13 protein-coding genes and 1 tRNA gene are annotated in these 14,094 nt (G+C 45.0%); 1 reads left to right on the top strand and 13 read right to left on the bottom strand.

From position 1 onward, the window contains the following. Nucleotides 1–25 precede the first annotated feature (25 nt). A complete protein-coding gene (locus JJ941_RS11105; protein WP_290965110.1) occupies nucleotides 26–559 on the bottom strand; it encodes a class I SAM-dependent methyltransferase in 534 nt (177 codons plus the stop codon). Nucleotides 560–644: 85 nt separating this feature from the next. On the opposite strand from JJ941_RS11105, the gene JJ941_RS11100 reads away from it, so the two are divergent. Next, on the top strand, nucleotides 645–1,061 hold the full coding sequence (locus tag JJ941_RS11100; RefSeq protein WP_290965108.1) for a DoxX family protein: 417 nt from the start codon (nucleotides 645–647) through the stop codon (nucleotides 1,059–1,061). 67 nt (nucleotides 1,062–1,128) lie between these two features. Here JJ941_RS11100 and JJ941_RS11095 read toward each other — a convergent pair whose 3' ends face one another. The 12 genes from JJ941_RS11095 to JJ941_RS11040 form a co-directional block, all read right to left on the bottom strand. Further along, entirely contained in the window at nucleotides 1,129–1,557 is a 429-nt protein-coding gene (locus tag JJ941_RS11095; RefSeq protein ID WP_290965106.1) for a GNAT family N-acetyltransferase, read from the bottom strand. Between the two features lie 6 nt (nucleotides 1,558–1,563). Beyond that, on the bottom strand, nucleotides 1,564–1,953 hold the full coding sequence (locus tag JJ941_RS11090) for a DUF1801 domain-containing protein (RefSeq protein WP_290965103.1): 390 nt from the start codon (nucleotides 1,951–1,953) through the stop codon (nucleotides 1,564–1,566). Nucleotides 1,954–2,613: 660 nt separating this feature from the next. Continuing rightward, nucleotides 2,614–6,930 (bottom strand): DNA-directed RNA polymerase subunit beta', encoded by a 4,317-nt coding sequence (rpoC, locus tag JJ941_RS11085; RefSeq protein WP_255134587.1) that lies wholly within the window; start codon nucleotides 6,928–6,930, stop codon nucleotides 2,614–2,616. 30 nt (nucleotides 6,931–6,960) lie between these two features. Then, entirely contained in the window at nucleotides 6,961–10,776 is a 3,816-nt protein-coding gene (rpoB, locus tag JJ941_RS11080) for a DNA-directed RNA polymerase subunit beta (protein ID WP_366069376.1), read from the bottom strand. 145 nt (nucleotides 10,777–10,921) lie between these two features. Then, the gene (rplL, locus tag JJ941_RS11075; protein ID WP_290965097.1) at nucleotides 10,922–11,299 is read right to left on the bottom strand and encodes a 50S ribosomal protein L7/L12; all 378 of its coding nucleotides are present in this window, start codon (nucleotides 11,297–11,299) and stop codon (nucleotides 10,922–10,924) included. Nucleotides 11,300–11,352: 53 nt separating this feature from the next. Then, nucleotides 11,353–11,874, bottom strand: coding sequence for a 50S ribosomal protein L10 (rplJ, locus tag JJ941_RS11070; protein WP_255134584.1), 522 nt, complete (start codon nucleotides 11,872–11,874; stop codon nucleotides 11,353–11,355). Nucleotides 11,875–11,891: 17 nt separating this feature from the next. After that, nucleotides 11,892–12,590, bottom strand: a complete 699-nt coding sequence (gene rplA, locus JJ941_RS11065) for a 50S ribosomal protein L1 (RefSeq protein ID WP_290965094.1) — start codon at nucleotides 12,588–12,590, stop codon at nucleotides 11,892–11,894. Between the two features lie 13 nt (nucleotides 12,591–12,603). Continuing rightward, nucleotides 12,604–13,035: a 50S ribosomal protein L11 gene (rplK, locus tag JJ941_RS11060; RefSeq protein ID WP_255134582.1), complete on the bottom strand. Its 432-nt coding sequence runs from the start codon at nucleotides 13,033–13,035 to the stop codon at nucleotides 12,604–12,606. 73 nt (nucleotides 13,036–13,108) lie between these two features. Next, nucleotides 13,109–13,666, bottom strand: coding sequence for a transcription termination/antitermination protein NusG (gene nusG / locus JJ941_RS11055; RefSeq protein WP_255134581.1), 558 nt, complete (start codon nucleotides 13,664–13,666; stop codon nucleotides 13,109–13,111). Continuing rightward, the gene (gene secE, locus JJ941_RS11050; RefSeq protein WP_255134580.1) at nucleotides 13,666–13,851 is read right to left on the bottom strand and encodes a preprotein translocase subunit SecE; all 186 of its coding nucleotides are present in this window, start codon (nucleotides 13,849–13,851) and stop codon (nucleotides 13,666–13,668) included. The genes nusG and secE overlap by 1 nt, the downstream gene beginning before the upstream one ends. Before the next feature lie 17 nt (nucleotides 13,852–13,868). Beyond that, a tRNA-Trp gene (locus JJ941_RS11045) sits at nucleotides 13,869–13,941 on the bottom strand. Between the two features lie 66 nt (nucleotides 13,942–14,007). Next, on the bottom strand, nucleotides 14,008–14,094 hold an 87-nt coding region (locus JJ941_RS11040; protein ID WP_290966998.1), incomplete at its 5' end, for a hypothetical protein.

Genomic DNA, 14,094 nt, shown 5'->3' with positions numbered 1-14,094 from the left:
GACCGAATTCAATTTTGGTCATTGGTCACTGGTCATTGGTCAAAAGCACTTCAACAGCATACATATTCTTTTGTCCATATCTGGATGGCCGCTCCCCGATTTTTCTTACAGATTCGAATCCTGCCTCCCCAAATAATTGCTCCAGTTGTTTAAGGTTTATGGGATATGGAATCCATGGATTGGACTGAACAGTATCATACTCAACGATGATCAGCCGACCATCACCTGAAAGATGTGTCTTTAACTTTTGAATAAAGGGCTTTTTATTTTTCACATAATGAAGTGAATTGGCCATCAGAATTCCGTCAAAATTGCTATCCGGAAGAGGCTGTTCGTTGAAATCAATTTGCAGAAACTTAAAATGTACTCCGCCCATCTGAGATTTGATGGGAGCCTGATTGACCTTATCCACCATTAGAATTTCACTCTCTCTTGGCATAAGCTCGGCTAAGGCATGGCTGAAGAGCCCGCTCCCACAACCAAGGTCAGCCCATTTCACCGGCTCATTTTTGTTAAACCCGGCTTCTTCAATTAGCCTTTTTGCTTCGGATTGTATCATTTAGTTAGACATTAAACTTTTTCTTTTGAAGTTTATCCGTTTTAAAATAGATTATTGAGACCCTTAAACCCAAACAGGAGTACTGATGAAGAATAAAGATTTAGCAAAGTTACTGTTACGTATTGGTGTTGGTGTGATTTTCATTATTGCAGGATGGAGTAAGCTTTCCGGAATAGAAGGAGTACAAGGATTTTTCGGAAATATCGGCATCCCTCTTCCCGGAGTAATGGCCTGGGTGGTAGCCCTGGTCGAATTTGTTGGCGGCATTATGGTATTGGTTGGTTACAAAGTTGAGATTCCGGGCATATTACTGGCCTTCACAATGCTGGTGGCCATACTCACCGTTAAGATGGGCGGCGATAATGGTTTCAGCGGAATGCGACTGGAACTTATGTTGCTGCTTACCAGCCTTGCTTTATCTATGATGGGAACCGGTAAATATTCTCTGGATGATATGCTTGGCACCTCCGGCGGAGACAATTCCGATGCAGCCCCTATTTAATTTCACAGTAACTATGATCGTTCTTAAAAGCCATCCTTCTTCAGGTTGGCTTTTCAATTTTCCGGATTCATTTTCTGTCTTCCCTTTTCATGTAGAATGAATCGTATTCTCCGGACACCTGTGGCAATGTGCCAAATATCTCAAAACCCAGTTTTTTATAAAATTCAGGAGCCTGAAATTCAAACGTGGACAAGTAATACTTATAGCGCCCGCGCCTGTTGGCTTCCTGTATGATAGCCTCCATGAGCTCTGAGCCAAGCTCCATTCCCCTGAAGTCTTCACTGACCCACAGATGCTTTATAAAAACCCATTCCCATTCGGTATTTCCATGTACCGCCCCTACTACCTCTTCGGAGTCATTTTTTGCTATAAAACCGAAATACTCACTTTCAAAAGGGCCGGTAAAAGACCGATTGTATTTTCTTAACTGATCGACAGCAAACTCTAATTCTTCACCGGGATCGTTTACAAATGGGGTCAATTTCGCGGGTTTCATATGTACTCACTTCAGCCGTTCCAGCTTTCCTTTTCTTTTTACGATGTTTTTGTAATCCCATTGGATGTCTCTTGCTTTCTCAATCCACTGCTTTATTTCTTTTTTATTGAACTGATCCACCGAAGTATATCGTTTTTCAGCAGCTTTAAAGGATCCTGATTTGCTCAACCCTTCTTCATCAAACGACTGCCCACTCCAAAAGAAAAGCCGTACACAATCTTTCAGTTTGCTATATGCTGCTACCGGATTTCCATCCAAAAACCAAACCGGGTGAGCATGCCAGATTTTGTTCTCAGCCTCAGGTAAATAGGTATTAATTAGCACGGCCAATGCATCACAAATTTCCTTGTCGGCAGGTGACTGATCTTCATTGTACGCTTTCGTGGCTTTGTTCATTATGATAGGTTTAATAATGAGCTAATCAGAAATAGCAAAATTAAGTCGTAATAAACAAACTCTACCCTTCACCAAGTGGCTAAGTGTATATTGTGATAGATAGGTTGTCACCCTGAACTTGATTCAGGGTCTGAAAGGAGTGACTGCTTATAACAGCCTAATGACTTCGCTATTTGCTCGCCCTCCTCAGATGCTGAATCAAGTTCAGCATGACGACTTGGGTACAATTGGTGACTTCATAATAAAACCGATGACGGGGAAAGTTAAAACATAAATAGCTCCGTCCTTCAGGACGGGGTTAAAAAGAACATGAATAAGCTTCGCCCCAATGTCGATTACGTAACATCGATATCCGAAGCTTTGGCTAAATAGCCTTTAAAAAATGAATTGCCCAACCCGGCGAAAACTATCCGAGCCTTTTCATCCAATAATACTTGGGTTTTTATACTGGTTTATTTGTCCCCGCCCTGAAGGACGGAGCTATTTATACCCAATAATTACGTCGTCAAAGAAAACACATGCAAGCTCTTATTAGTGAATTACCCGACATCTACAAACCTGAACAAAATTCGTGCATATAAAAAAGCCCCGCACATAAACAATGTGCGGGGCTTTAATTTTATTTATGCTACTTCGGTTAACGAAGTGTTGCTGAAGTGATTAATCTTCGGCTTCGGCGGTTTCGCTTTCACCGTTTTCACTTCCGCCAAGTTCTTCAAATACCTTGGCGATTTCTTCGTCTCCTTCTTCCATGTCTTTCTTAGACCCAACAACAATGTCGTTGTAGTCGCGAAGACCGGTACCGGCAGGCACTTTATGTCCAACCACCACATTCTCTTTGAGTCCGCGGAGGAAGTCTTTCTTGGCTTCAATAGAAGCCTGAGTAAGTACCTTGGTTGTTTCCTGGAAGGAAGCAGCCGACAACCAGCTATCGGTTGAAAGTGCAGCTCGAGTAATACCCAACAGAATTGGCTTAGAAATAGCCGGTTCTGCTTCACGGGTTTCGAGTTCTTCTACACCTTCTTTAATCAGCTCGTTGTTTACATCTCTTACTTCACGACGATCGAGGATAGCTCCTTTCTTCAGATCAGAACCGCCCGGATTGGTTACTACAAACTTACCTATCAGCTCGTCGTTTTTGATGTTCACTTCAAAACGATCCACTTTATCCCCTTCAAGGAACATGGTATCGCCCGGATCGGTGATTTCCACCTTCTGCATCATGGTGCGTACAATAACCTCAATGTGCTTGTCATTGATTTTCACACCCTGTAGTCGGTAAACCTCCTGAATTTCGTTCACGAGATACGACTGTACTGCATAAGGTCCGAGAATATTCAGAATATCCTGAGCCGGAATAGTACCGTCTGAGAGAGGCTGTCCTGCTTTCACAAAGTCATTGGATTGAACCAAGATGTGCTTGCTCAGCGAGATCAGATATTTCTTCTCATCCGTTCCGTCTTTGGATTTCACAAATACCTCTTGTGAACCACGCTTACGTCCACCCATTTCAACAATACCGTCAATTTCAGAAACAACGGCAGGTTCGCTTGGGGAACGTGCTTCAAACAATTCAGTTACACGCGGCAGACCGGCGGTAATATCCTTAGACTTGGATGTAGCGCGCGGAATCTTAGCGATAACCTGACCGGCTTCAACCTTGGCACCGTCATCAATAACGATGTGGGTATCAACAGGCAGTGTATTTTCGCGGATTCGGTCTTTGGTTCCTTTGATCACAAGGGTTGGTACCAGCGAGCGATCTTTGGAATCGGTAATAACTTTTTCGCGGTGACCGGTTTGAGCATCGGTATCTTCAGACGAAGTCACTCCGTCGATGATATCTTTGTACTCAACGGTACCGTCAATTTCGGAGAAGATAAGGGCATTATATGGATCCCACTTACAGAGCACGGCTCCTTTAGGTACCACATCGCCTTCCTCAACCAACATCTCTGAACCGTAAGGCACATTGTAGTTGATGAGAACTTTACCTTCGTCGTTCACGATCTTGATTTCGCCGGCACGTGAAAGAACCACATTGTGCTCTTCTTCACCGTCGTTGTAAACCACAACGCGAACGTTTTCAAATTCTACTTTACCTTCGAATTTCGTCTTGTGCTGAGATTCAGCCTCCAGACGAGATGCCGTACCACCAACGTGGAAGGTTCGAAGGGTCAGCTGCGTACCCGGCTCACCAATAGACTGAGCGGCGATAACCCCTACGGCTTCCCCTTTCTCAACTACGGTTCCCCGTGCGAGGTCACGGCCATAACATTTGGCACATACACCACGTCCGGTTTCACAGGTAAGTACTGAACGAATTTCTACTTCTTCGATAGAAGTCTCGGCAATCTTGGAAGCTACAGACTCATCAATCATCTGGTTTGCTTCGCAGATCAATTCATCAGAAATCGGATCATAGATTTCGTGGAGTGAAACACGCCCGATAATACGATCTTCGAGACTCTCGATAATATCTTCGTTGTCTTTCAGAGCCGCCATCTTAATACCACGGAGGGTACCACAGTCATTCTCGTTGATGATCACATCCTGAGAAACATCAACCAGACGACGAGTCAAATAACCCGCATCGGCAGTTTTAAGAGCGGTATCGGCAAGACCTTTACGCGCACCGTGAGTAGAGATAAAGTACTCAAGTACCGTCAGTCCCTCTTTGAAAGAAGAAAGAATCGGGTTCTCAATTACCTCATTGCCCTGCTGCATGGAACTCTTCTGAGGTTTCGCCATCAGACCACGCATACCACCTAACTGACGAATCTGCTCTTTAGAACCACGAGCTCCGGAATCCGCCATCATATATACCGGGTTGAATCCATTTCTGTCGCTCGCAAGAGCTGAGAACAGGGTTTCAGACACACGGTTAGTGGTTGAGGTCCATTTATCAATAACCTGGTTGTAACGCTCGTTATCGGTAATGAAACCCATCTCGTAACGTCCCTGGATATCAGTCACTTCATCCTTCGCCTTGGTAATCAACTCACCTTTGGCATCAGGAATAATGATATCGTCAAGGCTGAAAGAAAGACCACCAATGGTCGCTTCTTCATAACCGAGTTTCTTCATGTCATCGAGGAATCTGGACGTCTTCGCCGTTCCTACAATTGCATGAATATCACCAATCAGATTTCTCAGTTCTTTCTTACCGAGTGTCTTGTTGATGAATGGGATTTCTTTCGGCGTAATCTGGTTGAAGAGTACACGTCCGGTAGAAGTTTTAATCACTTCATGGACAACTTCTCCATCCTCATTTACCGTCGGAATTCGAACGTTGATTTTGGCGTGAGTATCAATCTTACCCTGGTCGAAGGCAACCAATACTTCTGCCGGAGAGGCAAATGTCTTGCCTTCACCTTTCATGCCATCATTTGGCTTGGTGAGGTAATACAGACCCAAAATCATATCCTGAGAAGGAACCGCAATAGGTCCACCGTTCGCAGGAGATAAAATGTTGTGTGAACCTAACATCAGTACAGATGCTTCAAGTACCGCATCGTGGCTCAATGGAAGGTGAACGGCCATCTGGTCACCGTCAAAGTCAGCATTAAAAGCTGTACATGCGAGTGGGTGAAGTCGGATAGCTTTTTCTTCAATAAGTACCGGCTGGAATGCCTGAATACCTAACCTGTGCAAGGTTGGTGCACGGTTAAGCAATACGGGGTGTCCGTCAATTACATTTTCAAGAACTTCCCATACAACGGCATCGCGTCGGTCAACTACTTTCTTGGCGCTCTTAACCGTTTTCACATATCCACGCTCAATAAGTCGTCGGATAATGAATGGTTTGTAGAGCTCAACCGCCATCTCTTTTGGCAGACCGCATTCGTGCATTTTCAGCTCGGGTCCTACCACAATCACAGAACGGCCGGAATAGTCAACACGCTTACCAAGAAGGTTTTGACGGAAACGGCCACTCTTACCTTTCAGCATATCTGAAAGTGACTTAAGCGGTCGGTTGTTGTTTCGTACTGCGTTTGATTTTCTTGAGTTGTCGTAGAGTGAATCAACGGCTTCCTGCAGCATACGCTTCTCGTTTCGGAGAATCACATCAGGAGCTTTAATATCAATCAATCTCTTCAGACGATTGTTTCGGATGATCACCCGACGATAAAGATCGTTCAAGTCGGACGTTGCAAAACGGCCACCTTCAAGAGGTACCAGCGGTCGCAGTTCCGGTGGAATTACCGGTATTACGCTCTGTACCATCCACTCGGGACGGTTTTCAGTGTGCTGGTTGGCGGCACGGAATGACTCAATTACCTGAAGACGCTTCAGCTTTTTCTTCTTACGCATCTGTGAAGTCTCATGCTTCACTTCATAGCGCAGATTATAAGCCAGGTCGTCCAGATCCAGATCACCGAGGAGTGCTTCAAGAGCATCGGCTCCTTCCTTCACGATGAATTTGTCATCATCGTCGTCATCCAGTTCCTGGTTATCTTCAGGCAGCTGTTCTAAAATATCCCATTTCTCTTCTTCAGAGATCATATCGCCCTGGGCATAACCGAGGTCACGCGCCACACCGGGATTGATTACTACGAAAGTCTCGTAATAAACGATCTTATCCAGGTTCTTGGAACTCATTCCAAGCAGGTAAGCGATTTTGTTAGGAAGAGATTTGAAGTACCAAATGTGTACTACAGGAACGGTTAGGGTAATATGCCCCATTCGCTCGCGACGTACAGCTTTTCGGGTAACTTCCACACCGCAACGGTCGCAGATAATTCCCTTGTAGCGGATACGCTTGTATTTACCACAATGGCATTCATAATCTTTAACCGGGCCGAAGATCTTTTCACAGAAAAGACCGTCCATTTCCGGCTTAAAGGTTCGGTAGTTTATTGTCTCAGGAGTCAAGACTTCGCCGTGGGAACGAGATAGAATCGTTTCCGCGGAAGCAAGGGATACCCCAATGCTGTCGAAATCTTTCGTGACTGTTAATGTCTTAGTTACTGGCAAGGATGTTCCTCCAAATTATTAACAGTGAAATTATTCAATATGCATTTCAAGGCCGAGACCCATAAGCTCTCGTAACAATACCTTGAATGATTCGGGCACATCACCATCGGGCAGGTTCTCACCTTTCACGATAGCTTCATACACTTTAGAGCGCCCTTTTACGTCATCACTTTTCACAGTGAGCATTTCTTTCAAGATGCTGGATGCACCATATGCGTACAGTGCCCAAACCTCCATCTCACCAAGTCGCTGGCCACCAAACTGAGCTTTACCGCCCAATGGCTGCTGCGTAATGAGTGAATATGGCCCGATAGAACGAGAGTGCATCTTGTCCTGAATCAGGTGGTTCAGTTTCAACATGTAGATATAACCTACAGTTGTTTTCTGTGCGAATGGCTCGCCTGTTCGTCCGTCGTAAAGATTTACGCGGCCGTCTTCAGGCAGTCCGGCTTCTTTTAATTTCTCTCTAACTTCATCCATGGAAGCACCGTCGAAGATAGGCGACGCAAACGTCACACCCATTTTCTTAGCAGCCCATCCAAGAATGGTTTCGTAAATCTGACCAAGGTTCATACGGGAAGGCACACCCAGTGGGTTTAAACAGATATCAACCGGGGTTCCGTCTTCCATAAACGGCATGTCTTCCTGGGGTACGATTTTAGCAACCACACCTTTATTACCGTGACGACCGGCCATCTTGTCACCCACGTGCAGCTTACGTTTCTTAGCAACATAAACTTTTGCTTTCTGGATGATTCCCGGCGGAAGTTCGTCTCCTACCTGGATTGCAAATTTACGACGCTTAGCTTCGGTGTCAATTTCACGACGAAGCTCGCGGTAGTTGGCAAACAATCTTCGAACCATCTTCACGAGCTCACCATCTGTGGCCCAGTCGATGTTTTCGTTAATGTTTACCGGATCTAATTCTTCAAATACAGATTTCTTGTATTTCTCGCCTTTCGGGATCAGCTCTACATTACTGTAGTTATATACACCCGGAGAGGTTTTGTCGCGAAGCAGAGAATACATCTTGTCTGCCCACTGCTGATTCAATTCAGCAACTTTTTGGGAGTGACGTTCTTCTTCCTGCTCAACACGTTTCTTCTCTTCTTTACGAGATACCAACTCATCGCGCTTACGGCTGAAAAGCTTGGTGTCGATTACGGTTCCCTGAACACCAGGAGGTACTTTCAGAGATGCATCTTTCACATCACCGGCTTTATCACCAAAGATCGCACGCAGCAGTTTTTCTTCCGGAGTAGGATCGGTTTCTCCTTTAGGAGTAATCTTACCTACCAGGATATCGCCGTGTTCAATCTTGGCACCTACGCGAATAATTCCCCGTTCGTCGAGGTTGCGGGTGGCTTCCTCACTTACGTTAGGAATTTCACGAGTCAGTTCTTCTTCCCCACGTTTGGTATCACGAACCTGTTGTTCGAATTCCGTTACGTGGATGGAAGTATAAATATCGTCCTGAACGATGCGCTCACTTACTACAATGGCATCCTCAAAGTTGTAACCACGCCATGGCATAAAGGCCACCAGCAGGTTACGGCCAAGAGCCAGCTCACCTTTGTCGGTTGAGCAACCATCAGCGAGAGCCTGACCGGCTTTCACTTTGTCGCCAATCTTCACAACCGGACGCTGGTTTATAGTAGTATCCTGGTTAGTACGAATGAACTTGTCAAGCTTGTAGGTTTTCACCCCGCCGTCGAAGTAGCAATGTTGCTCGTCTTCAGAACGGTTGTACTTAACTCGAATTTCAGTCGCACTTACATATACTACTTCACCATCAGCATCAGCGGTGATGATAGCACGTGAGTCACGAGCTGCTCTCTGCTCCAGTCCGGTTCCCACCACAGGGGCCTCGGGACGAAGAAGCGGAACAGCCTGACGCTGCATGTTCGAACCCATGAGGGCACGGTTAGCATCATCGTGTTCAATAAATGGAATCAGCGCTGCCGCCAGAGAAGTAATCTGGTTAGTGGCAACGTCCATGTATTCAATTTCGTCTGGTTTTACACGCAGGTAGTTACCTTCGCGTGTTCGGGAGAAAATAGCTTCACTCTCGAAAGTACCTTTATCGTCAATCTCAGCATTCGCCTGGGCGATTACCGTTTCGTCTTCCTGCTCAGCAGCGAGATATTCAACGTCTTTGGAAACTTTACCTTCCTTCACTTTACGGTAAGGCGTTTCAATGAATCCAAAGTCGTTTACTTTCGCGTGCACACACAGTGAGGAAATCAAACCAATGTTTGGCCCCTCAGGTGTTTCAATAGGGCATAGACGTCCGTAATGCGTGTAGTGAACGTCACGAACCTCAAAACCGGCTCGCTCACGGGTAAGACCACCGGGACCCAGTGCAGACATACGACGCTTGTGCGTCAGCTCGGCAAGCGGGTTGGTTTGATCCATAAACTGTGAAAGCTGGTTGGTACCAAAGAAAGTGTTAATCACACTTGAAATGGTACGTGCATTCACAAGATCCTGTGGGGTGAGTTGCTCAGCATCACGAGAATTCATACGCTCACGGATGGTACGTGCCATTCGGGCAAGACCAATCGCAAACTGCTGACCCAACTGCTCACCAACGGTTCGTACACGTCGGTTACTTAAGTGATCAATATCATCAACCTGAGACTTCATGTTCTTCAGGCGGATAACCTCTTTAACAATAGCTACAATATCCTCTTTAGTCAGATACTGTACAGTGTTATCCTGATCTAACTTCAGTCGTTTATTCAATCGATAACGACCCACTTCACCCAGATCATATTTCTTGTCGCTGAAGAACAGTCTTTCCAGAATAGAACGCGCAGTTTCAGGATCGGGCATTTCACCGGATCGAATCTGCTGGTAAATTTCTCCAAGAGCTGTTGTCTCATCGTAAGTAGGATCCTTACGAAGTGTATTCATCATAACAGAACGCTCAGACTCTTCAGCTGAGATTTTCTGGACGAGCACTTTCTCTACTTCAGCATCTTTTAATGAGCCATAGTCATCTTCGGTAAGTTCATGATCCCGCTCAAAGATAATCTGGCGATTAAGAGCTTCGGTAACTTCACCGGTCTCATCGTCAACCACTTCTTCCATGCTTTCTACAACAACGTTCTCAGCAAGTCGCTTACCTACCAGGTTTTTGTTGTAGTGATCTTTCTTACCGAATTTAATTTCTTCTGAAAGTTCAAACAGGCTCAACAATTCGATATCGGAAGAATATCCAAGCGCACGTAATAAGGTAGTGGCCGGAACTTTTTTCTTACGATCGATATAAGCCCAAAGAACGTCACGAATATCGGTAGTGAATTCAATCCAGGATCCTTTGAAAGGAATAACTCGGGCCGAATACAGTTGTGTTCCGTTCGGGTGCACATTCTGACCAAAGAATACACCGGGTGAACGGTGGAGCTGACTTACAATAACGCGCTCAGCACCGTTAATGATGAATGTTCCGCGATTCGACATCCAGGGCAGGTCTCCTAAAAATACTTCCTGCTCAATAGTTTCGCTGGCTTCGTCGCTATCATCAACCGATGATAATCGCAATTTTGCTTTTAACGGAACGGAATATGTCAGCCCACGATCCTGGCATTCAGCAATCGTGTAACGTGGCACATCTACGTTATAGTAAAGGAATTCAAGAATATGAGTCTCGCGACTGTCTTGAATGGGAAAATTTTCATTAAAAATTCGTTGTAGTCCTTGATTTTCTCGCTCATTGGGAGCAATATCAAGTTGTACAAATTTTTCGAATGACTCTAACTGAATGTCCAGAAAATCCGGATAATCCAGTACGTGCTTGGTTTTACCAAACGATAAGCGTTCCGTGTTCGGAATAGTTTGCATCTTCTTGCTCAAAAGGAACCTCTCCTCTTAGATTGAAGGTAAATGATACGGGCAAACCCCAGGGCTAATGGGGTCAATTTATATAGACGCCAATAGCCAATACCGTTTTCACGGCATTGGCTACCAACGAATGTGTAAGTATGAGTTACTTAAGCTCTACTTCGGCACCAGCTTCTTCAAGCTTGCCTTTGATTTGCTCAGCTTCATCTTTAGAAACTGCTTCTTTTACAGTGCCGGGAGCTCCGTCAACCAATTCTTTGGCTTCTTTGAGTCCAAGACCGGTGATTCCGCGTACTTCTTTAATTACCGCGATTTTCTTAGCACCAGCGCTTTTCAGAACTACGTCAAACTCAGTTTGCTCTTCTCCGCCACCGGCTTCTCCGCCAGCAGCAGGTCCAGCTACTGCAACAGCAGCTTGAGCAGGTTTGATATCGTATTCTTCTTCAAGAACTTTAGCAAGTTCGTTTGCTTCTTTAATTGTTAGGTTGACAAGCTGTTCAGCTAAATCTTTAACGTCAGCCATTTGTTATCTCCAGTTGTTTTGATATAAAAAATTCTAGTTGTAATAAATAAGGGTTACTCTTCGCCTTTTTCAGCGATGGTTTTAACGGCACCAACAAGGTTAGATCCTTGTGATTCAAGCGCACCAACTACATTTGATAGTGGGGCCATCAACAGACCAAGGATATCGCCAACAATCTCGTTCTTCGACTTCATTGCGGCAAGAACGTCCAGCTTATCCGCACCGTAAAAATCTCCGTCTACGATAGCTGCTTTAAATTCTGGCTTATTATTATCCTTGATAAAATCTTTCAATACCTTGGCAGGTGCAGATAATTCTTCTTCAACGAATGCAAAAGCATTCTGCTCAACCAATGCGGGGATTATTTCATCGTATCCACCAACTTCTTCCATTGCGAGCTTTACAAGTTTGTTCTTGTAAACTTTGAATCGAATATCTCCCTTACGAAATGCACCTCGCAATTCGTTGACTTCAGGTACCGACATTCCCGAGTAGTTCGCAATGTATAAAGCACTCGAACTTTTCAGTTTTTCGGTAAGTTCATCAAGAATTACACGCTTTTCTGCAGTAGGCATAATTTAAATTCCTCCTATTATAGGGATGTAACTGCGGTTCTGCTTATCGGGATGCTTGGTCCCATTGTGCTGCTCATGAAAACACTTTTCACATACAGCCCTTTTGCGGAAGCCGGCCTCAAGCTCATAACCGTACGTAAGAACGACTCAGCGTTCTCCTTCAGGTCACTTGCATCGAAACTAACTTTTCCAATTGATGTGTGAAGGATTCCGGCTTTATCAACACGGAAATCAATCTGGCCGGCTTTAACTTGCTTTACAGCATCGGCCACATCCATTGTTACGGTTCCACTCTTAGGGTTAGGCATCAGTCCGCGGGGCCCTAAAAAGCGCCCAAGCTTACCGAGTTTACCCATTACGTCGGGTGTAGCGATAATAACGTCAATATCAGCCCACCCCTCTTCTATTTTCGTGATGTAATCATCAAGACCAACATGGTCGGCACCAGCTTCTCTGGCTTCATCTTGCTTGGCCTCGTTAACGAGAGCCAAAACCTTAACTTCTTTACCGGTACCATGAGGCAAGCTCACTGTACCACGCACCATTTGGTCGGCGTGGCGGGGATCAACTCCCAACCGAACGTCAACGTCAACGGATGCATCAAAGTTAGCGGTAGATGTTTTTTTAACCAGATCGCACGCTTCTTCCAAAGTATACTCTACCTCGGGGTTCACGAGTGCCACGGCCTGTTGATATTTCTTTCCTCTTTTTGCCATGATCACAATTTCCTTACTTTTCGCGATTTACTCTAAGACCCATACTGCGAGCCGTTCCTGCAACCATTTCCGCGCCAGCTTCGATGTCAAACGCATTTAAGTCTTCCATCTTTTCTTCTGCGATTTCTTTGCATTGGCTCCAGGTTACTGTACCTACTTTATTTCGGTTAGGTTCACCTGATCCGGACTTGATTTTCGCTGCTTTCTTAAGAAGTACAGGTGCTGGTGGAGTCTTTGTTTTGAATGTAAAAGACTTATCAGCATAAACTGTAATCTCAACAGGAACAACAGTTCCGGCCTTGTCCTGAGTCTTAGCGTTAAAGGCTTTACAAAACTCCATTATATTGATTCCCGCCTGACCGAGTGCCGGTCCAACAGGTGGCGCAGGGTTTGCCTGCCCCCCAACAATCTGGAGCTTCAGGATTTTCTCAACTTTTTTAGCCATGGATTCTCAGGATCCTATAATTAATAACTTCAGTTTAATTTGCGTAATAGCTAGTGTGCATCAACTAGGTTCTTTATGTAGCGGATTCAACTTGGCTGACATCCACTTCAACAGGAGTTTTACGGCCAAAAATACTAACCATAACTCGCAGCTTCAGTTTTTCAGGATTCACTTCCTGAACGGTTCCGTCAAAATCTTTAAACGGACCGGATATCACTTTAACCAGGTCTCCCTCGCTGTACGGAATTTCAATATTCCGCGGTTCGTCGCCACCGTCTTTCACTCGTCCAATGATGCGTTTGACTTCGTGATCTTTCAGTGGAGTTGGCACCGTCTCATTTTTACCTACCTTCAAAAAACCAAGGCAGGAGGGTGCACTTTGTATCAAATTGTTTACTTCTTCATCATAATGAGTATTCAAAAGAATATATCCGGGGAAAAAGTTTTTCTCGCGGGTACGCTTCTTTCCGGAACGAATCTCGACAACCGTTTCAGTGGGAATCAAGATCTCCTTGATTTTATCCTCTAAACCCTGATCTTCAATTTCGCGCTCGAGAAACTCTTTAACCTTTTTTTCATGACTGGAAAAGCAGCGAACTACGTACCAATCATGCGTTAATTCTTTACTCATTATTGATTATAAATAGCTTCTAATATGGTGCTGTACATTTGGTCAACACCAAAGATGAATACCGATATTATGATTGAAAAAACCACCACGATAATGGTATTATCGATTAGCTCTTTCTGGGTTGGCCAGGAAACCTTCTTGAATTCCTTTACAACACCGTCAAAAAAATCATTAATCTTGCTCATATCATTTATTTTGTCTGCACGGGTGGAGAGACTCGAACTCCCGACACCTGGTTTTGGAGACCAGTGCTCTGCCAACTGAGCTACACCCGTATAAAGCGCACAAGAGCAGGCGGCAAACCGACTGCTCTATGCACTGGCCTTATTTAAGGGACTGCCTTAATCCAATATTTTAGTTACAACTCCGGCGCCCACGGTACGTCCGCCTTCGCGAATCGCAAACCGCAGCCCTTCTTCCATCGCTAC

Origin of the sequence: Gracilimonas sp. (assembly GCF_017641085.1) — a bacterium.
Taxonomy (GTDB): domain Bacteria; phylum Bacteroidota; class Rhodothermia; order Balneolales; family Balneolaceae; genus Gracilimonas.
This window is presented reverse-complemented; position numbering and strand designations above follow the sequence as displayed.